This window comes from Bacillus sp. OTU530, from assembly GCF_038440375.1.
Map to the genome: position 1 here is coordinate 16,371 of NZ_JASATP010000003.1, position 24,274 is coordinate 40,644.

Annotated in this window: 26 protein-coding genes and 1 pseudogene; 18 read left to right on the plus strand and 9 right to left on the minus strand. The window is 41.7% G+C overall.

What is annotated here, in order from left to right; translation table 11 throughout:
* Positions 1 to 214: 214 nt before the first annotated feature.
* Genes AAHB12_RS02615 through AAHB12_RS02625 form a run of 3 tightly spaced genes read left to right on the plus strand, consistent with a single transcriptional unit; the run spans position 215 to position 2,628 of the window.
* Positions 215 to 451 (plus strand): FeoA family protein, encoded by a 237-nt coding sequence (locus AAHB12_RS02615; RefSeq protein WP_129726946.1) that lies wholly within the window; start codon positions 215 to 217, stop codon positions 449 to 451.
* Positions 448 to 2,451, plus strand: a complete 2,004-nt coding sequence (feoB, locus tag AAHB12_RS02620; protein ID WP_342044216.1) for a ferrous iron transport protein B — start codon at positions 448 to 450, stop codon at positions 2,449 to 2,451. The genes AAHB12_RS02615 and feoB overlap by 4 nt, the downstream gene beginning before the upstream one ends.
* A gap of 18 nt (positions 2,452 to 2,469) precedes the next feature.
* Complete coding sequence (locus AAHB12_RS02625; protein WP_129726944.1) at positions 2,470 to 2,628, plus strand: FeoB-associated Cys-rich membrane protein; 159 nt, start codon at positions 2,470 to 2,472, stop codon at positions 2,626 to 2,628.
* Positions 2,629 to 3,013: 385 nt separating this feature from the next.
* On the opposite strand, the gene def is transcribed toward AAHB12_RS02625, so the two are convergent.
* A complete protein-coding gene (def, locus tag AAHB12_RS02630; RefSeq protein ID WP_129726943.1) occupies positions 3,014 to 3,568 on the minus strand; it encodes a peptide deformylase in 555 nt (184 codons plus the stop codon).
* Positions 3,569 to 4,004: 436 nt separating this feature from the next.
* Complete coding sequence (locus tag AAHB12_RS02635) at positions 4,005 to 4,184, minus strand: YjcZ family sporulation protein (RefSeq protein ID WP_129726942.1); 180 nt, start codon at positions 4,182 to 4,184, stop codon at positions 4,005 to 4,007.
* Positions 4,185 to 4,380: 196 nt separating this feature from the next.
* Here AAHB12_RS02635 and AAHB12_RS02640 point away from each other — a divergent pair, with 196 nt between their 5' ends.
* From AAHB12_RS02640 to lpdA, 5 genes are all read left to right on the plus strand, one after another.
* Positions 4,381 to 5,037 (plus strand): YkyA family protein, encoded by a 657-nt coding sequence (locus tag AAHB12_RS02640; RefSeq protein ID WP_342044217.1) that lies wholly within the window; start codon positions 4,381 to 4,383, stop codon positions 5,035 to 5,037.
* A 451-nt stretch (positions 5,038 to 5,488) separates the two neighbouring features.
* Complete coding sequence (gene pdhA, locus AAHB12_RS02645; RefSeq protein WP_342044218.1) at positions 5,489 to 6,610, plus strand: pyruvate dehydrogenase (acetyl-transferring) E1 component subunit alpha; 1,122 nt, start codon at positions 5,489 to 5,491, stop codon at positions 6,608 to 6,610.
* A 3-nt stretch (positions 6,611 to 6,613) separates the two neighbouring features.
* Entirely contained in the window at positions 6,614 to 7,591 is a 978-nt protein-coding gene (locus AAHB12_RS02650) for an alpha-ketoacid dehydrogenase subunit beta (RefSeq protein WP_129726939.1), read from the plus strand.
* Between the two features lie 87 nt (positions 7,592 to 7,678).
* Positions 7,679 to 8,977 (plus strand): dihydrolipoamide acetyltransferase family protein, encoded by a 1,299-nt coding sequence (locus tag AAHB12_RS02655; RefSeq protein ID WP_342044219.1) that lies wholly within the window; start codon positions 7,679 to 7,681, stop codon positions 8,975 to 8,977.
* A 5-nt stretch (positions 8,978 to 8,982) separates the two neighbouring features.
* Complete coding sequence (gene lpdA / locus AAHB12_RS02660; RefSeq protein ID WP_342044220.1) at positions 8,983 to 10,398, plus strand: dihydrolipoyl dehydrogenase; 1,416 nt, start codon at positions 8,983 to 8,985, stop codon at positions 10,396 to 10,398.
* Positions 10,399 to 10,609: 211 nt separating this feature from the next.
* Here the strand turns inward: lpdA and AAHB12_RS02665 are convergent, their stop codons facing one another.
* Positions 10,610 to 10,738, minus strand: coding sequence for a GapA-binding peptide SR1P (locus tag AAHB12_RS02665; protein ID WP_129726936.1), 129 nt, complete (start codon positions 10,736 to 10,738; stop codon positions 10,610 to 10,612).
* 212 nt (positions 10,739 to 10,950) lie between these two features.
* Here AAHB12_RS02665 and AAHB12_RS02670 point away from each other — a divergent pair, with 212 nt between their 5' ends.
* Entirely contained in the window at positions 10,951 to 11,142 is a 192-nt protein-coding gene (locus tag AAHB12_RS02670) for a hypothetical protein (RefSeq protein WP_342044221.1), read from the plus strand.
* A gap of 171 nt (positions 11,143 to 11,313) precedes the next feature.
* Positions 11,314 to 11,559, plus strand: a complete 246-nt coding sequence (locus AAHB12_RS02675; protein ID WP_129726935.1) for a hypothetical protein — start codon at positions 11,314 to 11,316, stop codon at positions 11,557 to 11,559.
* On the opposite strand, the gene AAHB12_RS02680 is transcribed toward AAHB12_RS02675, so the two are convergent.
* The gene (locus AAHB12_RS02680; protein ID WP_129726934.1) at positions 11,547 to 11,939 is read right to left on the minus strand and encodes a DUF1885 family protein; all 393 of its coding nucleotides are present in this window, start codon (positions 11,937 to 11,939) and stop codon (positions 11,547 to 11,549) included. The two genes, AAHB12_RS02675 and AAHB12_RS02680, sit on opposite strands and share 13 nt — an antisense overlap.
* Positions 11,940 to 12,223: 284 nt before the next feature.
* On the opposite strand from AAHB12_RS02680, the gene AAHB12_RS02685 reads away from it, so the two are divergent.
* Positions 12,224 to 12,517: a DUF3055 domain-containing protein gene (locus AAHB12_RS02685; protein WP_129726933.1), complete on the plus strand. Its 294-nt coding sequence runs from the start codon at positions 12,224 to 12,226 to the stop codon at positions 12,515 to 12,517.
* A gap of 312 nt (positions 12,518 to 12,829) precedes the next feature.
* Positions 12,830 to 12,961: a GapA-binding peptide SR1P gene (locus tag AAHB12_RS02690; RefSeq protein WP_129726932.1), complete on the plus strand. Its 132-nt coding sequence runs from the start codon at positions 12,830 to 12,832 to the stop codon at positions 12,959 to 12,961.
* A 233-nt stretch (positions 12,962 to 13,194) separates the two neighbouring features.
* On the opposite strand, the pseudogene AAHB12_RS02695 reads toward AAHB12_RS02690, so the two are convergent.
* Positions 13,195 to 13,278 (minus strand): annotated as a pseudogene (locus AAHB12_RS02695) (MarR family transcriptional regulator); the annotation flags it as partial.
* 129 nt (positions 13,279 to 13,407) lie between these two features.
* On the opposite strand from AAHB12_RS02695, the gene AAHB12_RS02700 reads away from it, so the two are divergent.
* Positions 13,408 to 13,854: a GNAT family N-acetyltransferase gene (locus tag AAHB12_RS02700; protein WP_342044222.1), complete on the plus strand. Its 447-nt coding sequence runs from the start codon at positions 13,408 to 13,410 to the stop codon at positions 13,852 to 13,854.
* A 174-nt stretch (positions 13,855 to 14,028) separates the two neighbouring features.
* Positions 14,029 to 15,399, plus strand: a complete 1,371-nt coding sequence (locus tag AAHB12_RS02705) for an IS4 family transposase (protein WP_342044223.1) — start codon at positions 14,029 to 14,031, stop codon at positions 15,397 to 15,399.
* A 277-nt stretch (positions 15,400 to 15,676) separates the two neighbouring features.
* Here the strand turns inward: AAHB12_RS02705 and AAHB12_RS02710 are convergent, their stop codons facing one another.
* Positions 15,677 to 16,507, minus strand: coding sequence for a protein-glutamine gamma-glutamyltransferase (locus AAHB12_RS02710; RefSeq protein ID WP_129726931.1), 831 nt, complete (start codon positions 16,505 to 16,507; stop codon positions 15,677 to 15,679).
* Between the two features lie 378 nt (positions 16,508 to 16,885).
* Complete coding sequence (locus tag AAHB12_RS02715; protein ID WP_446715505.1) at positions 16,886 to 18,358, minus strand: aminotransferase class I/II-fold pyridoxal phosphate-dependent enzyme; 1,473 nt, start codon at positions 18,356 to 18,358, stop codon at positions 16,886 to 16,888.
* Between the two features lie 685 nt (positions 18,359 to 19,043).
* Between AAHB12_RS02715 and AAHB12_RS02720 the strand changes: the two genes are divergently transcribed.
* Positions 19,044 to 19,313, plus strand: a complete 270-nt coding sequence (locus AAHB12_RS02720; RefSeq protein ID WP_342044225.1) for a UPF0223 family protein — start codon at positions 19,044 to 19,046, stop codon at positions 19,311 to 19,313.
* Positions 19,314 to 19,426: 113 nt separating this feature from the next.
* On the opposite strand, the gene AAHB12_RS02725 is transcribed toward AAHB12_RS02720, so the two are convergent.
* A complete protein-coding gene (locus tag AAHB12_RS02725) occupies positions 19,427 to 20,053 on the minus strand; it encodes a YktB family protein (protein ID WP_246040183.1) in 627 nt (208 codons plus the stop codon).
* 211 nt (positions 20,054 to 20,264) lie between these two features.
* Here AAHB12_RS02725 and AAHB12_RS02730 point away from each other — a divergent pair, with 211 nt between their 5' ends.
* Both AAHB12_RS02730 and AAHB12_RS02735 read left to right on the plus strand, forming a co-directional pair.
* Positions 20,265 to 20,453: a hypothetical protein gene (locus tag AAHB12_RS02730; protein ID WP_129726927.1), complete on the plus strand. Its 189-nt coding sequence runs from the start codon at positions 20,265 to 20,267 to the stop codon at positions 20,451 to 20,453.
* An 89-nt stretch (positions 20,454 to 20,542) separates the two neighbouring features.
* The gene (locus AAHB12_RS02735; RefSeq protein ID WP_342044226.1) at positions 20,543 to 21,334 is read left to right on the plus strand and encodes an inositol monophosphatase family protein; all 792 of its coding nucleotides are present in this window, start codon (positions 20,543 to 20,545) and stop codon (positions 21,332 to 21,334) included.
* Between the two features lie 405 nt (positions 21,335 to 21,739).
* Here the strand turns inward: AAHB12_RS02735 and AAHB12_RS02740 are convergent, their stop codons facing one another.
* Positions 21,740 to 21,916 carry a DUF5325 family protein gene (locus tag AAHB12_RS02740; RefSeq protein ID WP_165350700.1) on the minus strand — a complete coding sequence of 59 codons (177 nt, stop codon included), beginning with the start codon at positions 21,914 to 21,916 and terminating at the stop codon, positions 21,740 to 21,742.
* A gap of 265 nt (positions 21,917 to 22,181) precedes the next feature.
* On the opposite strand from AAHB12_RS02740, the gene typA reads away from it, so the two are divergent.
* Positions 22,182 to 24,026 (plus strand): translational GTPase TypA, encoded by a 1,845-nt coding sequence (gene typA, locus AAHB12_RS02745; RefSeq protein WP_129726925.1) that lies wholly within the window; start codon positions 22,182 to 22,184, stop codon positions 24,024 to 24,026.
* The last annotated feature ends 248 nt before the right edge of the window (positions 24,027 to 24,274 follow it).

The window sequence follows — 24,274 nt, forward strand, 5'->3', positions numbered from 1 at the left end:
TGGATGCCAATTCGATGTCACGAGAAAGAATGTCTGTTACGCCTGAGTTTACTCTTTACTTTTTTTGGATGTATTTGCATATGCAAAGCAGTAAGCTCCATTTGCACTGAAAATTTTTAAAATTGACAAACTTAGTTCTTTTAACTCTATTAATTACGACATATAATATAAACTGATAATAATAATCATTTTTAGAGGGAAATGAGGAAGATCGATGATACTAACACAGTTAGAGCGGGGAAAGCAAGCAAGAATTAGCGATCTATCTCATGTTAGTTTTGCTATTCAACGCCGACTTCTTGATTTAGGGGTAGATGAAGGGACAGTTGTTTCTTTAAAGGGATTGCTCCCATTTCGTGGTCCTTGCATAATTGAGGTGTCTGGACAGCACATCAGCCTTCGGCGCAAGGAAGCTGATTGTATTCAGGTTTCCTTGGAGGAAGTGTCATGAAACACATCGGCTTGTTTGGGAATCCGAATACAGGAAAAACATCGCTTTTTAACGCCTTAACCGGTTCGTATGAATACGTTGGAAACTGGAGCGGTGTAACGGTTGAAAAAAAAGTAGGAACATTGCGTCATAATAAAGGGTTGTTAATAGATTTGCCGGGAATTTATTCCCTTCATCCTATTTCTAAAGATGAGCGCGTTGCGACAAACTTTTTATTACAAGAGTCCTTTTCTGGGATTTTAAATATTCTTGATGCGTCACAGCTTGAGCGCAATCTTCATTTGACTGTGCAGCTGCTCGAATTTGGGAAACCAGTTATCATTGGATTGAATATGGTTGACGTTGCTTTGATGCGAGGAATGAATATCAATCATTCACTGCTTAGCAGCGCGCTTGGTATTCCGGTATACCCAATTGTCGCTCGGAAGGGTACAGGCTGTGATGCTTTGCTCGAGAAAGTAACACATATTCATAAGCAAGATCCTCTCCTTCTAGAATACGGAGAAGCGATAGAGAAAGCTGTTCACCAGCTTACTGTACAATTACCAGATTCCTTGCCGGGAGCCAAACGTTGGTATGCCTTGCAGTGTCTAGAGGGAAATGAAGTTGTCTTGGAAGAGGTAGAGAGACTTCTTGGAGGACAGGTGCTCGCTCGTGTTATTCAAGAAGCAGAGGCAGCAATTCAGAGTAATAGACAGGCGAAGACATTGAAGCAGTATATACACCAAACAAGGCTTGGATATATTCGCGGTATTCTCTCGCAGTGTGTCACGCAAGAGCATTCGCATCGTTCGTCATTGACAGTACGGATTGATAGCATCGTTACGCATCGCATATTTGGGATTCCGATCTTTTTGCTTACAATGTTTCTGTTGTTTAAGGTAACCTTCGATTGGATTGGCACCCCTGTTTCGGATCAGCTTGACGGCTTTATGGCCGGGCCGCTTTCCGATATGGCCGGGGCACTGCTTGGACGAGTGGGGGCAAGTGATTTTATACGAGCTGTTGTACTTGATGGAATTATTGCAGGTGTCGGAGGCGTTCTTGTATTTGTCCCGCAAATTTTTATTTTATTCTTTTTTATTTCGTTGCTTGAAGACTCAGGTTATATGGCGCGTGTCGCGACAGTAATGGATCGCTTATTGGAGAAGGTGGGACTAAACGGAAAAGCGTTTATCCCCATGATTATTGGATTGGGCTGTAACGTTCCGGGGATTATGGCGGCACGGACTATTGAGCAGCCGAAGGAGCGTTTGTTAACGATTTTGCTTACGCCACTAATGTCCTGCTCAGCACGCCTTAGCGTATACAGCTTATTTGTAGCAGCCTTTTTTCCAAAGCACCAAGCTTTGATTGTGTTATCATTATATATACTTGGCATTGTCTCCGCATTGTTGCTGGCAAAATTGTTTTCTTCTACGCTTTTCCGTAATGAAGTGTCGTATTTTCTTATTGAGCTGCCGCCGTATCGTTTTCCGCAGTGGAAGACACTGATGCGCAGTACGTGGGATAAAGGAAAAGGGTTTATTCGAAAGGCTGGTACCTTTATTTTCGGAGGCTCTGTTGTGATTTGGTTTTTGGCATATGCAGGACCAAGCGGCTTAAATGTAGATATGGACAACAGCTTTCTTGCTCTAATAGGAGGGCTGATCGCTCCGTTGTTTGCGCCCATTGGTTTTGCAACGTGGCAGGCGGGAGCGGCTTTAATTACAGGGTTTTTGGCAAAAGAGGTTGTTGTCTCGACAATGACGATTATTTACAAAACACCGAATATTGATGCACTGCAAGCTTCGATGGGGCAATTCTTTACGCCGCTTGGAGCCTATAGCTTCTTAGTGTTTGTGTTATTATACATTCCATGCTTAGCGACAGTAGCTGTGATTCAAAAGGAAACAGCTTCTCACAAGTGGACGTTATTTTCGATTGGTTACGCTCTTGTGTTGGCGTATGGACTAAGTTTCCTTGTATATACAGGCGGAAAACTGCTTGGATTTCAATAAGGAAGAAGGGCTTAAACTATGGTTAATGTCGTCCTTGGTGCACTTATTTTTGGCTATGCGGCATACAGTATTACAAAATTTGTGAAAAAAAGTAAACAAGGTAAATGTGCTGCTTGTGCGATCAATAAATCGTGTGCGAGCAGTTGCAGTGTGATAGAGGAAAAACAGCAGGTGTAATGCTTGCTGTTTTTTATTTCACCGGAAATTATATCAGAAAAATTGGTCGGATTGTCATGAAGTAGTATGGCTTGTAATGGCAGAAACTATAACCAGTTAAGATTGAAAAATAGCATCCAAGGAGCAAATTCAGATGTTTCAAAGTATTTTTCCAGATAACCATCGCCTTGTTCAGCCTGTAAATAGCCGTGAGGTTATTGAGAACGACACAAGAAATCCCCCCAACCTTTCAGTTGAGGGGATTTCTCACACTGTAAGAAAATATAAATTTCTAGCTGGAAGCCAATTCGACGTAGCGAGAAATTTTAGGAATACAGTAGTAAGTAGGGCTCGCCAATCAGCGAGTTTTCTTTATGAGAGGCAACAGCATCATTCCATTGCCCTGTTATCTTTCTAGCGGCAGTGCATTTTCTGGCGGGGCAAATGGATTGCTTTCACTAATACGATCATAAAACATAACACCATTTAAATGGTCGATTTCGTGTTGGAACACGATAGCTGGAAGTCCTTTGAGGCGAAGCTTCAGCTCTTGGCCATCCACGCTCCATGCTTTGACTGTAATACGCGAATAACGAGGCACATAGCCTGGTACGTCCCGGTCGACTGATAAGCAGCCCTCACCAGTTGTTAGATAGGTGCGCTCAACTGAATGGCTTATAATTTTTGGATTGAATAACGCGTAGCTATGTAGCGTTCCGTCTCGATCTGTAACATGAACAGCAATCATTCGCTTTGAGACGCCAATTTGTGGAGCCGCAAGCCCGATTCCTGGCCGAAGATTATATTGCGCTGCTATTTCTGGATTTTGGCTATTAATTACAAATTGCAACATGGCGTGCAATGTTTGAATATCTTCCTCATTTGGCGGCAATGCAACCTCCTGTGCAACTTGCCGTAGGACGGGATGCCCTTCCCGGACGATGTGTTCCATTGTAAGCATAAACGTCTCTCCTTTTTTCTTTTCAGTCTATCAAAGTCTGCCCGAAATGTCATGATAAAGAAAAGCGGACAAGGCCCGCCTTTTATGGCAGCGTAGGGGTGGGCCGGAGTAAAAGGCGCTTTTTGCCTTTTGTGGAGGTTCAGCCCGGAGTCTGCCATTTTGGGACTTGGGAGCTAGACATCACCCCGAAAAGTTATCCTTTCTTATCTTGTAAAGAAAACTCGCCCTGCTCTTGGGCGAAGACAGAGGCGTAGTTGCCCTTATACTGTATTCTTAAAATTTCCGACTACGTCGAATGGTCTTCCAGCTAGAAATTTATCCGTTCTTGCAGTGTAAAGAAAAGCAGACATGATCCAGTTTGTTGCTGAGGTGAAATGTTCTAGACACAAAGAAAAAGGAAGGCGCACCTTCCTTTTTCATAGTTATTCTGTTTACATTAGTGGATGCAAGCAGCCCCTACAATAATTAAAAGAATAAATAATACTACAATTAACGCGAAGCCGCGTCCATATCCTCCACCGCAGCCATATCCGCCGCCATATCCGCCGTAGCCATAGCCATAGCCGTAAGCTGGTGCCGTATAGGTTGGGTAGTAGCAATTTGTATATCCGTACATTAGAGTTGCCCTCCTTGTATTGTTTCCGCAAGTAGTGCGGTTACTATACTGTATGAATTTTGAGAAAAAGTGTGTGGTTATCTGCCTATAGAGATGGAAAGAGCTGTATATTTTCCGCAGCACAAGAGAAAAGCTAACATAGGGGATATGTTTGCCTACAGCTTGCTTTGGTCGGTGGATGAGGGAGGTGCGTTGCTTGTCAATACAAAAAGGGCTTACGTTAGTAGTCGCTTGTTTATTGCTTGCCTGCTGCTCGCAAAGGGAAGCTGTTACGAGTATATACGAGGGATTAGAGCGGGTTGCGTCTGCTGAGCGGGCATTTGAGACAGAGCAAGAGCCGCTTGTTTTGCTGGAAAAGAAAGAAAAAGCATTGTATGAAACCATCCTATCCCTCGGTCTGCACGATACAGCTAAGCGTCAGGAGCTCGCTATAAAGGCTGAGGAGTCGCTTGAGGAACGTGAGCAGCATTTAATGCGTGAGCGCAGCGGCTTGTATGAGGCAAAGAAGACGTTTGCGAAGGTGCTTCCTTTGTTTGAGGAGATAGAGGAGAATAGCTTAAAAGGTTGCGCTGTCCCATTAACAAGGACGATGCAAGCCCGGTATGGGGTATATGAACAGTTATACGCACAATATGAACGCGCACTGCAAAAAGACCGGGAGCTATACGATTTGCTGCAAAGTGATGCGATTTCGTTTCGGCAGATTCAAAAGCAAATCGAGGAGATTAATCGAGAATACGAACAGGTTTTACAGTTGAATCGATTATTCAACAACTATACAGAGCAATATAACGTGAAAAAAGAGAAGTTTTACAAAAGCGCCGGACTGCATATCAAGCGTGAACGGCTCTAGACCATACTCTCTGTTATATTATCAGGAGATGATTCAGCAGGAGAAGAGGAGGTGAATGGCTTCGATAAAGAAACGGAAATATGACAGTGCTTACATATTATTCTAAGAGAGAGAATAGAGAAAAAAGGAGATAATATAACAGGAGTGCTACAATTAATGATACAGCAGAGGGAAACAAAGCAATTATCCTAGTACAGCTCCATTATTTTTTGAAAAAAATTTGAAATGAAAGTGATTGACATAAAGATTAGAATAGTTGTAAACTAAAAAATGTGGTTAACGTTGTATTAATGATTTGTAAAAAAAAATTAGTACAGATTGTACAAAACCCACAAAAACTGAAAAAACCGATTGTTTGATCGGTTCTTATACTTACAAACAGCAAGCATATTTGTTGTGCTGCTGAAAGCGTTTCGAAAGAAAGTTCATAAAAGAAGAAGAGGTGAACGGAATGGGTACGCAAGCAAAAGCAAAAAAAGCCCTGTTTGATGCTGAAGCACAATTTCAAGCAATTGAAGAGCAATTTCAAACATTCCAAATTTTAAATGAAGAAGGTCAAGTTGTTAACGAAGATGCAATGCCAGACCTAACTGATGAGCAACTAAAAGAGTTAATGCGCCGCATGGTGTATACACGCGTTTTAGATCAACGCTCAATTTCTTTAAACCGTCAAGGACGCTTGGGCTTCTACGCGCCAACTGCTGGACAAGAAGCATCTCAATTAGCAAGCCATTTTGCACTTGAGAAAGAAGATTTCTTACTTCCAGGTTACCGTGATGTTCCACAAATGATTTGGCATGGCTTACCGCTTTACCAAGCATTTTTATTCTCTCGCGGCCATTTCCAAGGCAACCAATCGCCTGAAGATGTGAACACACTTTCACCGCAAATCATCATCGGTGCACAAATTATTCAAGCTGCTGGTGTAGCACTTGGTATGAAATTGCGCGGTAAACAATCCGTTGCAGTAACGTACACAGGTGACGGCGGTGCATCCCAAGGTGACTTCTATGAAGGCTTAAACTTTGCAGGAGCTTTCAAAGCACCAGCGATTTTCTTCGTACAAAACAACCGTTTCGCAATTTCTACTCCAGTAGAAAAGCAATCTGCTGCACGTACGATTGCACAAAAAGCTGCTGCAGCTGGTATTTTAGGCATTCAAGTAGACGGTATGGATCCGTTAGCGGTATACGCGGCTACTCGTTTTGCTCGTGAGCGCGCAGTGAACGGCGAAGGTCCTACATTAATCGAAACTTTAACATTCCGTTACGGCCCGCATACAATGGCTGGCGATGACCCAACTCGTTACCGTACAAAAGACGTTGAAAACGAATGGGAAAAGAAAGATCCAATCGTTCGCTTCCGTACGTTCTTAGAAGCAAAAGGCCTATGGTCTCAAGAAATCGAAGAACAAGTAATCGAGCAAGCAAAAGAAGATATTAAAGAAGCAATTGCAAAAGCTGACCAAGCTCCGAAGCAAAAAGTAACAGACTTAATTGTGAACATGTTCGAAGAGCTTCCTTACAACTTGAAGGAGCAGCTGGAAATTTACAAAGAGAAGGAGTCGAAGTAAGCCATGGCGCAAATGACACTGATTCAAGCTATCACTGATGCGTTACGCGTCGAAATGAAAAACGACCCGAACGTTCTCGTATTTGGGGAAGACGTAGGTGTAAACGGCGGTGTATTCCGTGCAACTGAAGGTCTTCAAGCAGAGTTTGGCGAACAACGCGTATTCGACACACCTCTTGCTGAGTCCGGTATCGGCGGTCTTGCGGTTGGTCTTTCTCTTGAAGGCTTCCGCCCTGTTCCAGAAATCCAATTCTTCGGCTTCGTGTTTGAAGTTATGGACTCTATCTGTGCGCAGCTAGCTCGTATGCGTTACCGCTCTGGCGGCCGCTTCAGCGCGCCTGTGACAATTCGCTCTCCGTTCGGCGGCGGTGTACATACACCTGAGCTTCATGCTGACAGCTTAGAAGGTATGGTTGCACAGCATCCAGGATTACGTGTAGTAATTCCATCTACTCCATACGATGCGAAAGGATTGTTAATTTCTGCAATCCGCAACAACGACCCAGTTGTATACTTAGAGCATATGAAATTATACCGCTCTTTCCGTCAAGAAGTACCAGAAGGCGACTACACAATTCCATTAGATAAAGCAGACGTAAAACGCGAAGGCAAGGACGTAACAGTCATCGCATACGGCGCTATGGTACATGCTGCACTAAAAGCAGCTGAAGAGTTAGAAAAAGAAAACGTATCTGTAGAAGTAATCGACCTTATTTCTGTAAGCCCGCTTGATATTGAAGCAATCATCGCATCTGTTGAGAAAACAGGCCGTGTTGTTGTGGTACAAGAGGCACAAAAAATGGCCGGTGTAGCAGCAACTGTTGTAGCAGAGATTAACGATCGTGCATTGTTAAGCTTAGAAGCTCCAATTGTTCGTGTTACAGCAGCTGACACAATCTTCCCGTTCTCTCAAGCTGAGGGCGTATGGCTTCCAAACCATAAGGACGTTGTAGAAGCAATCCAACAAGTAATCAATTTCTAAACATAAAAATAAATAAGGAAGAAAACAGTCCGCTCTGTTTTCTTCTATCCATATAAACTTACACATAAACATAAGGGGTTGAGCTCTGTGTCATTTGAATTCAGATTACCGGATATCGGTGAAGGTATTCACGAAGGCGAAATCGTAAAATGGTTCGTAAAGCCTGGCGATGAAGTAAAAGAAGATGATGTGCTTCTTGAAGTACAAAACGATAAAGCTGTTGTAGAAATCCCATCTCCAGTAAAAGGAAAAGTAGTAGAAATCCTTGTAGGAGAAGGAACAGTAGCTGTTGTTGGCGATGTTCTTGTTAAATTTGATGCGCCTGGCTACGAGCATTTGAAATTTAAAGGTCATGACGACGAAGCGGCTCCAGCTCCTGCAGAAGAAGCAGCACCAGCGGCAGAGGCAGCAGTTACTCCAGCTGCACCGTTAGCAGAAGAGAGTGCGCGCGTTATCGCAATGCCATCTGTACGCAAATATGCACGTGAAAAAGGCGTAAATATTCGTCTTGTTCAAGGCACAGGCAAAAATGGCCGTGTGTTAAAATCTGATATCGAAGCATTCTTAGCTGGCGGTGCAGTTCCAGCAGCGGCAGCTACTGCAGCACCAGCGGCTCCAGCAGCGGCACCAGCAGCAGAGGAAAAAGCAGCAGCGCCTGCGCCACAGCCAATTCCAGTTGGTGAATACCCAGAAACACGCGAAAAAATGAGCGGTATCCGTAAAGCAATCGCAAAAGCGATGGTAAACTCCAAGCATACAGCTCCACATGTAACATTAATGGATGAAGTGGATGTAACAGAACTTGTTGCAAACCGCAAAAAATTCAAAGATGTTGCAGCAGCAAAAGGAATCAAGCTAACATTCTTGCCTTACGTTGTAAAAGCATTAACATCTGCTTTACGTGAGTACCCGATGTTAAACACATCTTTAGATGATGCATCTCAAGAAGTGGTTCATAAGCATTACTACAATATCGGTATCGCAGCTGACACAGACAAAGGTCTTCTTGTACCGGTTATTAAAGATACAGACCGCAAATCTATCTTTGCACTTTCAAGAGATATTAGCGATCTTGCAGGAAAAGCACGCGACGGCAAATTGTCTCCAAACGAAATGAAGGGCGCTTCTTGCACAATTACAAATATCGGATCTGCGGGCGGACAATGGTTCACACCGGTTATTAACCACCCAGAGGTAGCAATCCTTGGAATCGGCCGCATTGCGGAAAAACCAGTTGTAAAAAATGGCGAAATCGTAGCTGCACCAGTATTGGCGCTATCTTTAAGCTTCGACCACCGTTTGATTGACGGCGCTACAGCTCAAAACGCATTGAACCATATTAAACGTTTGTTGAACGATCCACAATTACTTGTAATGGAGGCGTAATCGAAATGGTAGTAGGGGATTTTGCAATTGAATTAGATACGGTCGTAGTTGGTGCAGGTCCAGGAGGTTATGTTGCGGCAATTCGTGCTGCTCAGCTTGGACAAAAGGTAGCAATTATTGAGAAAGCAACTCTTGGCGGTGTATGCTTAAACGTTGGATGTATTCCTTCAAAAGCATTGATTTCTGCTGGTCATCGTTATGAGCATGCGAAGCATTCTGATGATATGGGAATCATTGCTGAAAACGTAACAGTTGATTTTTCTAAGGTACAAGCTTGGAAAGCAGGCGTTGTAAAGAAATTGACTGGCGGCGTAGAAGGCTTATTAAAAGGAAACAAAGTTGAAATCATTCGTGGTGAAGCGTATTTTGTAGATGCTAACACATTACGTGTTATGACAGAAGATTCAGCACAAACATATACATTTAAAAACGCAATTCTTGCAACAGGATCTACACCAATCGAAGTTCCTGGCTTCAAATTCTCAAAGCGCGTAATCAACTCAACAGGTGCGTTGGCATTAACTGAAATCCCGAAAAAGCTTGTTGTAATCGGCGGCGGCTACATTGGAATGGAGCTTGGTACGGCGTATGCGAACTTCGGTACAGAAGTTACAATTTTAGAAGCAGGCGAAGAAATTCTAGCTGGCTTTGAAAAGTCTATGAGCGCGGTTGTAAAACGCGGCTTGAAGAAAAAAGGCAATGTAGAAATTCATACAAAAGCGTTCGGTAAATCTGTAGAAGAACGTGAAGACGGTGTAACAGTAAACTTTGAAGTGAACGGTGAAATGAAATCCGTTGACGCTGACTATGTTCTTGTAACAGTAGGACGTCGTCCGAACACACAAGAAATCGGCTTAGAGCAAATTGGTGTGCAGCTGACAGAGCGCGGTTTGGTTGAAATCAATAGACAATGCCGCACAACTGTAGATAACATCTATGCAATCGGTGATATCGTAGCAGGACCGCCGCTTGCGCATAAAGCATCTTACGAAGGTAAGGTTGCGGCTGAAGCGATTAGCGGACATGCAGCTGAAATTGATTATATTGCAATCCCAGCTGTATGCTTCACAGATCCAGAATTAGCTTCTGTTGGCTACACGAAAAAGCAAGCAGAAGACGAAGGATTAAAAGTAACAGTTTCCAAATTCCCATTCGGCGCAAACGGTCGTGCGTTGTCTCTGAACAGTACAGAAGGCTTCGTACAGCTTGTAACGCTTGATAGCGAAGATGGTTTGTTAATTGGAGCTCAAGTTGTTGGTGCAGGTGCATCTGACATCATCTCCGAGCTTGGTTTAGCGATCGAAGCAGGTATGACTGCAGAGGACATCGCACAAACAATCCATGCTCACCCAACATTAGGTGAAATCACAATGGAAGCGGCAGAAGTAGCTCTTGGCATGCCAATTCACATTGTAAAATAATAAAAAAGAACAGGCGCTGCCTGTTCTTTTTTTATGGAAAAAACCAGCATTTTAAAAAGTTTTCACATGGTTTCAGTTTATATGATCGAATTCTCAACAACTATGATTCCATGTACTAGGAAATCTGAATCAGCTAATGAAATTTATGCAGAAAATCGCTTCACGGTCGATAAATGATTTTTTCGAAAATGTGAGTCTGCTATGCAAACTCTTATTTTTCAGCATTCTTTCTATTTTTGGGATTGCAGTGAGAACAGCAGTTTCCGTACAATACTGTCACCTTTTCATCCTCGAATTTTTCGATTGTTCCCTCACAAACTTGGCATATGATTGTACCCATTTCTATTCCCCTCCCAGTTTTATAAATCATCTTTATCAAGTAATCGCTTTCTTGATATAGCTACATTTTAATGTGTTATACTATATTAGTCAATTGGAAAAATAGTATAATATATTTGTTTTTTTCTTAATATATTGTGCTTTATTTCCTCTTCTGCTGTAAAAAACCAGACTATCTGGACTAAATTATATTGAATTCACTAAAGCTTTTTGATGATTTTTGTTGATGAGTTAGTTTTTCAAAATCAAAACCACCCATTCGCACTCATGGGTGGTTTTGATTTTGGAAGTAAGAAAGTAGAACCTTTGGGGAGGCTTGTTTACCTTTACGGTGCACTCTCTCCGCAAAATAGCCGCTCTCATTATTTTGCAAAAGGTGCCTCCTATGCAGGGGAAACATTGTGAATAGACTTCTGCCAGGACTGTGCATTTTGTTAGCGGGTTGTTTGCCGATCAGAGATCAGCAGGGCATTGGAGCTTACACGCACTCCAAATCTGTCTGTTCCTTTTTTCCTTCTAAAATGAGTACAGTCTCATATACATAAAAAGAACCAGTCATGTAAAGGGGTTAAAACAATGAAAGGTGTACTCGTTACCGCTTTCCATACCGTCATTTGGATGAGCTTTGTTATTGTACTCTCTCTGTCACAGCGGGACAGGCTCTATGCAAAGATTGCATTATTTTTGATGTTTCTTTATTTTTGCTATGTGGTGGCTCATTATATATTGCAAAGAAGAAAGATGGCAATCATTTTCACACTTCGAAACAGCGCACTGTTTCTTCTCGTTCAGCAGGTGATTTCTTTGTTTTATCGTTTATAAAAATACATGGTTCGTCCATTAAATAACTGCAGCTCAGCTTCGAGCTTTTTTGCGACGTAACGGCAGAATTCATTGGCTTTCCCCTTATCGCCAAATGTAGCGCTTTCAGGAAGCGTAATTTGCACGAAAGGATGTTCATTTTCTTCACCGATACCAACATAGATAGAACGGTATCGATCATGAATCGATTTCAGATGCAGTGTTGTCTCAGATGTTTGGATGATTTCATAAGGGAATGCTGACTCCTCATAGTTCCAGTTCAGCTGCTTTCCTGTTTGAGCTGTAATGTTTTTATAATATATAAATAATTGTTGCACATCTTCTAATGTGATTGCTTGTTTTGCTGATTTTGGTACAAGCTTAATAAATGCATGCTGCATGGCATTTCCCCCTGTTTTTAAAAATATGAAAATATAAGAGATTTTTCTCTACACTGTAGGAAAGTATAAATTTCCAGCTGAAAGTTCACTCGACATAGTCGGAAATTTTAGGAATACAGTATAAGTAGGGCTACGCCTCTGTCTTCGCCTAACGGTTCGCCAGTCGGCGAGTTTTCTTTATTGTACCATTGCTTGAAATTTTTTGACAATTCTGGGTTCATATTTTCTTATCTTTGTTCATATATACAGGAAGAACGCTCGAATTTAGGAAGGAGAGGATTACAATGTTCGACAGGCTATATGAAGAATCAGAGCAAGGAAGGGTAAGATTCCTCGGTTTTACAACGAATGATATCCGCTATGACTTCGGCATTGTATATACAAGTATGTTCTTCGGTAAGCCGCTTGTCATTTGTATGCAAACGGGTCGATCCAGTCTGCTTGGACCTTATGATTTAGAGAATGTGCAGCATCTAAGAGAGGTGTTCCGTCTGCCTTCAGAGGAAGAAGCGAAGGACGTAGCGGATATTTTACACTTTTACCTGCCAAATCCATCTTTGGAAACTGAGTATGAATAAATTTGCCTTGTTTACTCATTGATGATTCATTTCCCCTCCGATCCTAATGAGGTATACAAAGGCAAAGCAGCTGCTTCGTCATGTCCGCTTATCACAAGTAATAAATGCCCTTTTCAAAAGAACCAAATAGGGATGTAGATAGATTGAGATATAATGCAAGAAAGGAATTAATGTTCATCATAATTTCGATTAAAAAAATAATTATGTTATACTAAATAGTCATTGACGGGGGGAATGTTGCATAATATACTGTAGATATAAAATAAAGCGATTACAAAAAATTGAAACTGAATGGTACAGGAGGAATATAGGATGGGAACAATTGTATGTCAAGTTTGCGATAAAACAATTGCACATTTTGAAGATGAAAAGGTAACGGTGTTGTACGGAAATTGTTGTTCTTGCGGTCATTGCCGTGGAAGAGAAGAGCGGAAAGAAGCCTAAAAGCCTGCGAGCGCAGGCTTTTTTTCATGCTGCGCAGAAAATTTTTCCGCAGTATGTTTTTGTTCCTTCTTGAACGAATGCAATCGTTCGTAAAAAAAGAAAAAGGCTACTGGAGGATTTTTAGATTGTTCACTCTTTCCTAACCATTCGAAAAAGCAAACAGAGAATTAGGTTATACTAATGAAAAAAATTCCATTCATCTTTAAAGCAAGAAGCTATGTATCCTCTTTTCCAAGATCCAGTTCCTTGAATTCAATATTGCTTATAGAATCTAAGGTCCTGGCGATCATCCCAATTTCACGAAGACTTTCTTGCATTTACAACACTCCTTAACAAAGTTATTTTGTTGCATTTACAACAAAAACGATATGGCTTATACTATCAAAAGACTGTACAGGAATTATGACTGGTCTCATTAAATAAATCTAGAAAAGAGCTGAAGAGTGTTGTATGCAAAAAGAATAACGTTGAATGAAGATTTAAAAAAAGCTTGTCAAATCCGACAAGCAGTATTTGTTGAAGAACAAGGCGTACCATTAGAGGATGAGTTTGATGGATTTGATATACTGAATGAACATTCTGAACATATTTTGGTGTATTATAACGAACGGCCTGTTGGAACTGGGCGGGTCAGATGGGTTGATGGTTTCGGGAAGTTAGAGAGAATTTGTATCTTAGAGCCTTACCGTAAATTTGGTCTTGGAAAAGTAATTATTAACACGTTAGAAGAAATTGCAGAAGAAAAAGGAACAGCTAAAGTTAAATTACACGGGCAAACACAGGCAGAAGGTTTCTATAAAAAACTTGGTTATGAAACTTCCTCAAGTATATTTATGGAAGATGGAATTCCGCATATTTTGATGATAAAGCAATTATCTACCAAGTCATCATAAAAAGATTAAAAAATTCCTAATGTGAGTAAAAGGTAATCAAAAATATTGTGAGGATACGGAAAAATAAAAAGAAGCTAACCACTTAGCTCATTGCCATCAACTTAAGGAAATGCATAAAATAATGAAATTGGGACACCCTTCCATGCAGTACTGCATGGAAGGGTGTCCCAATTTATGTCTACAGACAAGTACACATTAGCTGAAGAATTACGCATGCTTGGTGAAGAATTCCGAAGTAAATTCTCTGTTAATCATCTACAGGAACTTGCCTATCAAACAGGTATGATTCAACGAAAACGAAAATTTCGGGCACAGGACCTAGTATCGCTCTGTGTGTTTCTCGGTCAGACAATTAGCTCCGAATCTTTGGTCCACCTTTGTACAAGACTAAATGAGGCTACAGGTATCTGTATATCAGCCGAAGCACTCAATAAACGTTGGAATGAGCGGACTGTTCAATTCCTAAAAGAGCTGTTTCTTCATGCCTTCCGGCAAAAGGTGTGTCCCAGTGCACCGTTATCTAGCCGTTTTACACGCATCCGTATTTTAGATTCAACGTCCTTTCAGCTTCCAGCTTCCTATGCTTCAAACTATAGAGGGAATGGTGGAGGGAGCTCTGAATCAGGAGTAAAAATTCAATTAGAATATGAGCTTCTGTCTGGAGAATTTATGGAGATTGAGGTGGACCATGGAGTCAGCAGTGATGCAAAATATGGACAAAAGCGAACAAAGACATTAGAAGCTGGAGACCTCGCACTTCGCGACCTTGGTTATCACTATATTGGTGATTTGGAGCACATCACTGAAAGTGAGGCCTACTATATATCAAGAATTCGTTGGAACACGCAAGTATATCAAAAAGACGAAGACGGAAGTTGGATCCTATTGAACATAGAAGCATTAACAAAAGACTTACAAGAGGGAGAAACAGTGGAACTACCAGAGGTGTATATTGGATTGGAGTATAAGCACCGAACAAGGTTGATTCTGTATCGTCTCACACAGGACGAGTGGGACAAGCGTCTGGTACACCATAAGAAGATGAAAAAGAAGATGCCAAAGGCTGCAAGCAGGGTGAATCTTTTAGTTACAAACACTTCTCCGGAAAAGTTGCCAGCTACAGAGGTATATCCCTTCTACTCTTTACGATGGCAAGTTGAAGTTCTCTTCAAAACGTGGAAATCTATTTTTCGGATTCACGCCGTAAAACCTATGAAGTTAGAGAGGTTTCAATGTCATTTGTATGGACAGCTCTTACGCTTATGTCTAGTGGCGAGCATCACATACCAAATGCGAAGACTTTTGTGGGAGAAGCACCAGAAGGAAACGAGTGAGTTTAAATGTGCCTATATGGTACAAGTGTATCTAGTAAGAATACACGCCGCACTATTCTGTACCTTTCAACATCCTGTTTCAGTGCTTAGCAGGCTCTTTCAAGATGTAAGTAAGAATGGGAAGAAAGCACGGCGGTATCAAAAAGCAACGCCATTTGAAATCCTAGGCTTAATAGAAAAATCAACGGCTCAACTCCCTGTTGCCGCATAAAACATGTGACAGAAGGAAGCTGTATTTGAGTATGTCCAAAATATAGAGTTTTACTCAAGTTTTTTTAAAAAAGTGCACCCGATGCCTGTGGCATCGGGTGCACTGTGCTAAAGTTGATGGCGATGACCACTTAGCTTCTTTTTATTTTTGAATAGTTTTGTTAGTGATTTTCAAAGAAGTTCTGAGCTTTCGTACTGAAGAGCATAGAAAATCTAACTGTAAGTAAATCAGGCCCAAATCGCGTCTCATGGGCTGTGGTTGTAGCTTAGCTAGCCTTTTAATACACTGCGGTAGTGTGTCCGATTGTAGCAATTACCGCATCGTCGCGGATTGGGGTAAGCGCAATGTTCGTCTGAAGCTTCTCTGGCGAAGCATATTGGCTCATAACCCGATGGTCGAGTCTTGTCACTAAATCCGTTAAATAGGCGGAGAGAAAAGCGTTTGGAATGCGGTGTGCATTTAGGTGGTCTATCACTTGTTTTTTTGTACGAATTCCTACGCCGTGACCGTAATACAATGTATCGCCTAAGTAAATCGTATTCTCTCCTTGCCAATGCATTTCAGCTGGATTTACTTGAGGGTTTTTAAAGTAAACTAAGTCTCCTGGAAGGACGTTGCCACTTGTTTTCGTAATAAGACGCAAATCGCGGTCATAGTCCCATGTGTATAATAGAAGATTTGCAAACAGCGTATTAAATGTTTCTTCGTTGTATACGCTCAAGAGAGCTTTATAGATAAGGATGATCATGGCGGTTGCACATTCTGTTCCATATTTCTTGCCGTTTGTAAAGATATCACGAATAGCGAGGGACGGAAGTGCTCCCGATCGAAGCTGAAAGCCTCCCAGTCTGGTACGCTGCCAAAATGCCTCATTGCAGTAGGATTCTTCAAAGATGCGAAATTGTATACCGCTGTTAAATAGCTCGATGCACGAAAGAATAAGGTTAACGCGGAAATTCAAGTCAAATGAAAGCTCTTGTAACGATTGATACGTATACACTTCTTGATTGCTCGTCAGCAATGTTAATACTTCCTGCTTAGTTTTAAAAAAAGGCTCCGTATCGTCTGCTATATAAGGGTGTACAATAGAACGACCAATTACAATCATGACATAATCCCACCCCATATTGTTAAATTTCTTAATAGAATATGACAAAGGAGAAAGAACGGTGAGGAATATGTTCGAGTACGCGCAATAGCTTGCCAGCCAAGATCTAGATATTGTAAAGAAAACTCGCCGATTCGCGAGCCCCGCCTTTGGGCGAAGACAGAGATGTAGTCCTACTTATACTGTATTCCTAAAATTTCTGATTACGTCGAATCTGCTTCCAGCTGGAAATTTATACTTTCCTACAATACAAAATAGAAAGCCCTCTGCTTTGACAGAGGGCTTTTCCCCGCTTTAACGGGAATGTATAGTAAAAGTTTGCAAACGGCCGATATGGAGGTTTCTAGCGCTCTCAAATATCATTTCGGCGAATTTTCTTTATACAATCGGTTTATATTCCTTAATTACTCGGAGCGTTTTTAATTCCATATCTTCCGGTCCTTGTACAGGAAGACCGGCTTTGAGGTTCTTTTGAATATATTCCAGGTTTTCGGCTGTAATAATTTCTCCAGGTGTAAGAATTGGAATACCAGGCGGATAGACCATAACGAATTCAGCAATAATACGTCCTGCTGCCTCCTCAAATGGAACAGTTTCCGCTTCTGAATAAAATGCATCGCGAGGAGAAAGTGCTAAGACGGGAATGTCAGGTATTTCTACATTGATTTCGGTTCCTTCTTCTGCTTGATGCTTACATGTATCTGATAAATCTTGGAGTGCGTGTACAAGAAGATTTGCTTCTTCGTCTGTGTCTCCTATGGTAATCAAACAGAGGATGTTATATAAGTCTGACATTTCCACTTCAATATTATATTTCTCACGCAGCCAAAGCTCTGCGTCATGTCCGGTAATCCCTAAGTCCTTCACTGAAACGATGAGCTTTGTCGGATCCATATCGAAAGCTGCGTCTGTCCCAAGGCGCTCTTTGCCCGGACAATATAAATAAGGGATCTCGTTCACTTGTTTTCGCACGCGTTGCGCCAGATGAATTGTTTCAGCAAGGAGTCTTTTTCCCTCTGTTGCAAGCTGTTTTCTCGCCGCATCTAAAGAAGCAAGTAAAATATATGATGTAGATGTTGTCGTAAGCATACTAATGATAGCTTGTACATGCTTCACGTTTACGAGTCCTTCTTTTACATTCAGGATCGAGCTTTGTGTTAATGAGCCCCCAAGCTTATGAACGCTTGTCGCTGCCATGTCAGCCCCTGCTTGCATCGCTGACATCGGCAAATCCTCGTGAAAGTGAATATGAACACCGTGCGCTTCATCGACGAGAACAGGAACACCGTGAGAATGAGCAATTTCAACAAGATGCTTTAAATCCGCTGCGAATCCAAAATATGTGGGATTGATAACAAGTAATCCTTTTGCGTCCGGGTGCTCTTCTAATGCTCTTTTTACAGACGCAATCGTCATGCCGTGAGAAATGCCTAAAGTTGGATCAATCTCAGGATGAATGAAAATAGGCCGTGCTCCAGAAAAAATAATGGCCGCCATAACGGATTTATGCACGTTGCGAGGTACGAGGATTTTATCCCCCGGTCCGCAAACGCTCATAACCATCGTCATAATGGCGCCGCTTGTTCCTTGTACTGAGAAAAATGTATGGTCTGCGCCAAATGCTTCGGCAGCAAGCTGCTGCGCTTTCTTAATCATTCCTTTCGGATGATGAAGATCGTCAAGTGGCGCGATATTGATCAAGTCGATCGATAATGCGTTTTGCCCAATAAATTCCCGGAATTCCGGATCCATTCCTTGCCCTTTTTTATGCCCTGGAATGTGAAATTGAACAGGATTTTTTTTGCTATGTTCAACTAGAGAAGTGAACAACGGTGTTTCATATTGGGACAACTTATACACCCCTTTTTCAAAGTTTTATTCCCGATCTGTTTCATGTCCATTAGAGAACGGGAGTCGGTTTATACAACTTTTTATCTGAACAAATACTTGTCATTCGATACAAAACAAATGAATTATATCACCTATATCAGTGGATGTATATACAAATTGCTGTAACCGATTTGTTTTTTTATATTAGGAAGAAAACGGTGAAACAAATTTTAAAAAATCTTCCCGGCAGCTGTACGTTTTTCGCACTTTAAGAAGGCATAAATTTTCGGGGTGATGTCTAGCTCCCAAGGCCCGTTTTTCTTACACTTTAAGAAAGTATAAATTTCTAGCTAGAAGCCAATTCGACGTAGTGGGAAGTTTTAGGGATAAAGTATTAGTAGGGCTACGCCTCTGTCTTCGCCCAAAGGCAGATCTCGCCAATCAGCGAGTTTTCTTTAAAGCAATAGGCGCTATGTAGAAGGCTGTATGTCGCAGCTGTTTGTTTGACTCTATATGCATAATGCAAGTAAGATAGAGGGTACAAGCAGATTATCCGAGGCGTTTGTAGAGGCGGTTCAAATGAGGAATTTGTGTGGGCATTCATATGATGGGAATAATAATGGAAGCTAAAGTTGCACAAAATGAATGCAGAGAAATTTAGGCGCCACAAACAGCAGGAAGATGGAACAACAAATGAGGTGATAAGATGGAGTATCAATACCCCCTCGCCTACGATTGGTCGACTGATGAAATCGTTGATGCAATCCGCTTTTATGAAGCGGTAGAACAGGCGTATGAAAAAGGAATTAAGCGTGCAGCATTAATGGATGCATATCGTCGTTTCAAGGAGATTGTACCAAGTAAGGCTGAGGAGAAAAAACTGTGCGGAGAGTTTGAAGAGATCAGTACATATTCCTGTTATCGTGTGATGCAACGGGCGAAGGATATAGAAGATGCCGATGTAGTGAAAATGTAACAATAGATACGTAAATTGTTAGAATTTAAAAAATATTTTGAAATATAATAAAGTAAGTGCTATAATGATACAACATCGAAGAAACGGACAATGCACTCATTGTCCGTTTTATGCTATCTTCGGCTTACTTTGTAAAGGGGGAGGAGTGTTGCAAACGTATCTTGTATACGCTGTAAAAAGGATTCATTATCTAACTGCAAAGCTTCTTCTTTTGAAAGATGAACGCCAACAAGCAATTCGGCCTTTTTCACCTTGGCAAGGCGTTCTAACATAATTTGCAAAGCTTCCTTTGTTAAAGCACTGTGCAAAGACACGTCAGGCTTTGTATGATCGATAGACCAGACAAATTGTCCCGGTACAGATGTGTAAATATCTTCTAGGTGTTCTAAATAGGCTGCGGCATAATCAGCCTTTTCTGGACATTCATAGATTAAACCGAAATAAATAAAAACATGTGTTCCCCAAAGGCCTACTTGAAAATGAGGCATCATCTTATAGCCGCGTTTGTTTGCAGCAAATGCGACCCAAGTATCCTTCGGAGGATTGACAGTACGGCGCGCATGTTTTGCGACATGATAGAAGAACGTCTCGCCTGTTTCTTTTGTAAGGAACGGGACAAAATGCTCGCCAATTGCCTCAAGCTTCGGACGTATATGTGTGATGATTTCTGTCATACGCTCCTCGAGTCCATCCACCGAGAACGCGGCAAAATCTTGTAGTTGCAAGTTTGTTTGTTTCATATGTTTTCCCCCACAAAATAAAAGTTGCTTTTTTATTCTAGCATAGCTTGTACCATTCATAAAAAGGAACGCTCAAAAAAAATATAGGTAAAAATACAAATTTGTTGCATAGAGGATTTATCCCACATAATATGATATAAAACAAAATATCAGAAAATTGAGCAGATTCTAGGTCATGGGCAAACTAAAAACTGGGAGGAGGCAAATAGAAATGAGACAGGTGATTAATGCACTAAAACGAACTGATGCAGAAAAAAGAATTCCAGTATTGCGTTTGGAGCTGGATTACGAGCTAGCAACGTTATACGATGCAATGATGGAAAATGACGAAACAAAAAAGGAAGAATGCAAAAAAAAGTTAGAAGTATTACGACTTGAAATGATCCGCCTAGAAGCATAATAATATCGTATGTATAAACCAGCATTTGGTGCGAACCTCTTAACAAGGTTCGTTTTTTCTGTGAACAGTATAGACTGGAGTGTGGACTCATGCAAGAGATATGGAAAAAGATAGACGCTCATGCGAAGCAATGGACGAAGGAAGCAGGAGGCCTGCTCGTTTCTTCCTTAAAAGACTCCCTTTTGATTGAAACAAAATCGAATGCCTCTGACCTTGTGACAAATATGGATCGGCAAATTGAACAGTTTTTTATTGAGAAAATCCAAAGCACGTATCCGAACCATCGTGTGTTGGGAGAGGAAGGCTATGGAGATGATATCACCTCTTCAGATGGAACGGTATGGCTCATTGATCCAATTGATGGGACGATGAATTTTGTGCACCAAAAGCGGAATTTCGCCATTTCAATCGGTGTATACCATGACGGTGTTGGGAAAATCGGTCTTGTGTATGATCCCGTTCATGATGAGCTGTATCATGCATTAGAAGGAGAAGGTGCATATTGCAATGGAATAGAAATTCCAAAGCTTGAGCCAGGCTCGGTATCAGAAGGTGTTGTTGCTGTGAACGCGACGTGGCTTACCGAAAATCGAAGGCTGGATCATAGGAAAATGGCAGAGCTTGTGCGCCGTGCAAGAGGCACGCGCTCCTATGGCTGCGCAGCGCTTGAGATTGTGTATGTGGCAACAGGCAGACTAGACGCTTATATAACCCCTCGTTTGTCGCCTTGGGATTTTGGCGGCGGTGCGGTCATTGTACAAGAGGCAGGTGGAATCATTACCACGTTTGCTGGAGACCCACTAGGCCTAGTGGGTCAAAGCAGCGTATTAGTGGCGAAGCCAGGAGTTTACGAGCAAGTAATTGAATACGTAAAAGGATAAAGAAAACTCGCTGATTGGCGAGCCCTGCTCTTGGGCGAAGTCAGAGGCGTAGTTGCCCTTATACTGTATTCCTAAAATTTCCGCCTACGTCGAATCGACTTTCAGCTGGAAATTTATATTTTCCTACAGTGTAAAGAAAACTCGCCGATTGGTGAGCCCCGCTCTTGGGTGAAGCCAGAGGCGTAGTTGTCCTGATATTTTCTTAAAAGTGTGAGATAGGAAAGGGAGCATGCGAATGTATCGTATGCTCCCTTTTCCTGTTTAGGTAGGTGTTGGAAGGAAATTCTTATTCATACAAGCTAAACAGTATGAGAACCTTATTGAAAAGGTACACATTCTATTTATACAATCCCATTGAAACGGAAACAATTCACATAAGGGATAATTTCTGTGAGTTCACAGAAATTATCCCTTGCGAAGCTTTCGTTTTGTTGCAAAACCATATCCCATTGTTACGAGTAGGCCGATTACACAAGCAATTGTACCAATGGTGCTTTGTTCGGCAATCATAATGCCGATGCCAGTCATAAAGATAACAGCAATCACAGCCAGAATTAAAAAGCGATATTGAAGTTGTTCCATATTTTCACCCTCCTTGTATATTGTACTGTACACAATTATGAGAAAACAATGGATTTTAGGCTGCGAATATAAAATTTCCTTGTATATTTTGGCTAAAGATGCCATGAGAGGGACCGGCTGCAAGTGAGTAACGATCTTTTTTGTTTGAAAAAAGCTAGGGATTCATGTTCGATCTGTTTTCTTTATATGATCTTGGTTGCAAGTTAGTCGGGTTCGCTCTTATAATAGAAAGGGTTAAAAAGATGAATAGTAGGAGCTGGACAGATTGAAAAAACGAGAAGATTTACGAAATATCGCGATCATCGCCCACGTTGACCACGGAAAAACGACGCTTGTCGACCAATTGCTACGCCAAGCGGGGACGTTTCGTTCAAACGAACATGTGGATGAGCGCGCAATGGACTCCAATGATTTAGAGAGAGAACGCGGGATTACAATCTTAGCAAAAAATACCGCGATTAATTATAATGGTACACGCATTAATATTTTGGATACACCAGGACATGCGGACTTCGGCGGCGAGGTAGAGCGTATTATGCGCATGGTTGACGGCGTATTGCTAGTTGTGGACGCGTATGAAGGCTGCATGCCGCAAACGCGCTTTGTTCTAAAAAAGGCGCTTGAGCAAAATTTAACACCAATCGTTGTTGTAAACAAAATTGACCGTGACTTTGCACGACCAGAAGAAGTGGTTGATGAAGTGTTAGACTTATTTATCGAGCTTGGCGCGAATGAGGAGCAATTGGAGTTCCCGGTTGTCTTTGCTTCTGGTATTAACGGTACAGCGAGCCTAAGTTCAGACCCGGCTGACCAAGAAGAAAATATGAAGTCGTTATTTGATACAATTGTTGAGAATATCCCAGCACCTGTCGACAATAGCGAAGAACCGTTGCAATTCCAAGTTGCGCTTCTTGACTACAATGACTATGTTGGTCGTATTGGAATTGGCCGCGTATTCCGCGGTACAATGCAGGTTGGACAGCAGGTAGCGTTAATGAAGCTTGACGGCAGCGTGAAGCAATTCCGCGTAACGAAAATCTTCGGTTTCTTCGGCTTAAAGCGTGAAGAGGTACAGGAAGCAAAAGCTGGAGATTTAATAGCAGTTTCTGGTATGGAGGATATTAACGTTGGAGAAACAGTATGTCCATTCGAACACCAAGAAGCTCTTCCAGTACTGCGCATTGATGAGCCAACATTGCAAATGACATTCCTTGTCAACAACAGTCCGTTTGCAGGTAAGGAAGGAAAGTTTGTAACAGCGCGAAAAATTGAAGAGCGTCTTCGTGCTCAGCTGCAAACAGATGTGAGCTTGCGCGTAGAAAATACGGATTCTCCAGATGCTTGGGTTGTTTCTGGGCGTGGAGAGCTGCATTTATCCATCCTTATTGAAAATATGCGCCGTGAAGGATACGAGCTACAGGTGTCTAAACCTGAAGTTATTATCCGTGAGATTGATGGCGTACGCTGTGAGCCGATAGAGCGTGTACAAATCGATGTGCCAGAAGAAAATGTTGGATCTATTATTGAGTCTATGGGAGAGCGTAAAGGTGAGATGCTCGATATGATCAATAATGGCAGCGGCCAAGTGCGTCTAGTCTTCATGGTGCCTGCACGCGGTTTAATTGGTTATTCTACAGACTTTATGACACTAACGCGCGGCTATGGTATTTTAAATCATACGTTCGATAGCTATCAGCCAATGCAGCCAGGTCAAGTGGGCGGCCGCCGTCAAGGTGTGCTTGTGTCAATGGAAGCTGGAAAAGCATCCTCTTATGGCATTATGGGAGTAGAAGACCGCGGTACTATTTTTGTGGAGCCGGGTACGGAAGTGTATGAAGGTATGATTGTTGGTGAACATACTCGTGAGAATGATTTAACAGTAAACGTTGTAAAAGTAAAACAAGCGACAAACATTCGTTCAGCGAACAAAGATCAAACAACAACAATGAAAAAGCCTCGCATCATGACGCTGGAAGAATCGCTTGAATATTTGAATGATGATGAATATTGCGAAATTACACCGCAATCCATCCGTCTGCGCAAAAAACTTCTTGATAAAAATGAACGTGAAAGAGCAGCGAAGAAGAAGAAATACGCAGAACAAGCTTAATCTGAAAAGTGGACGGGGCTCAGCGGAGCGTATTCGTTGAAGCCCCTGCTCCTCCCTATGAGCATTTCTAAAGGGAGATTTTGCAGGAAACTGCAGAAAAAACATAAACAAAGCCTCCAGATTTTTCTGGAGGCTTTGTTTATGTTATATTATGATCCTTTATGAAAAAGGTCTGCCAAAGCATGCCCAATTTGAATCAGTTGATATCCCATTAACGATACAGCAGTCAGTGAAAAAAATCCAGTTAG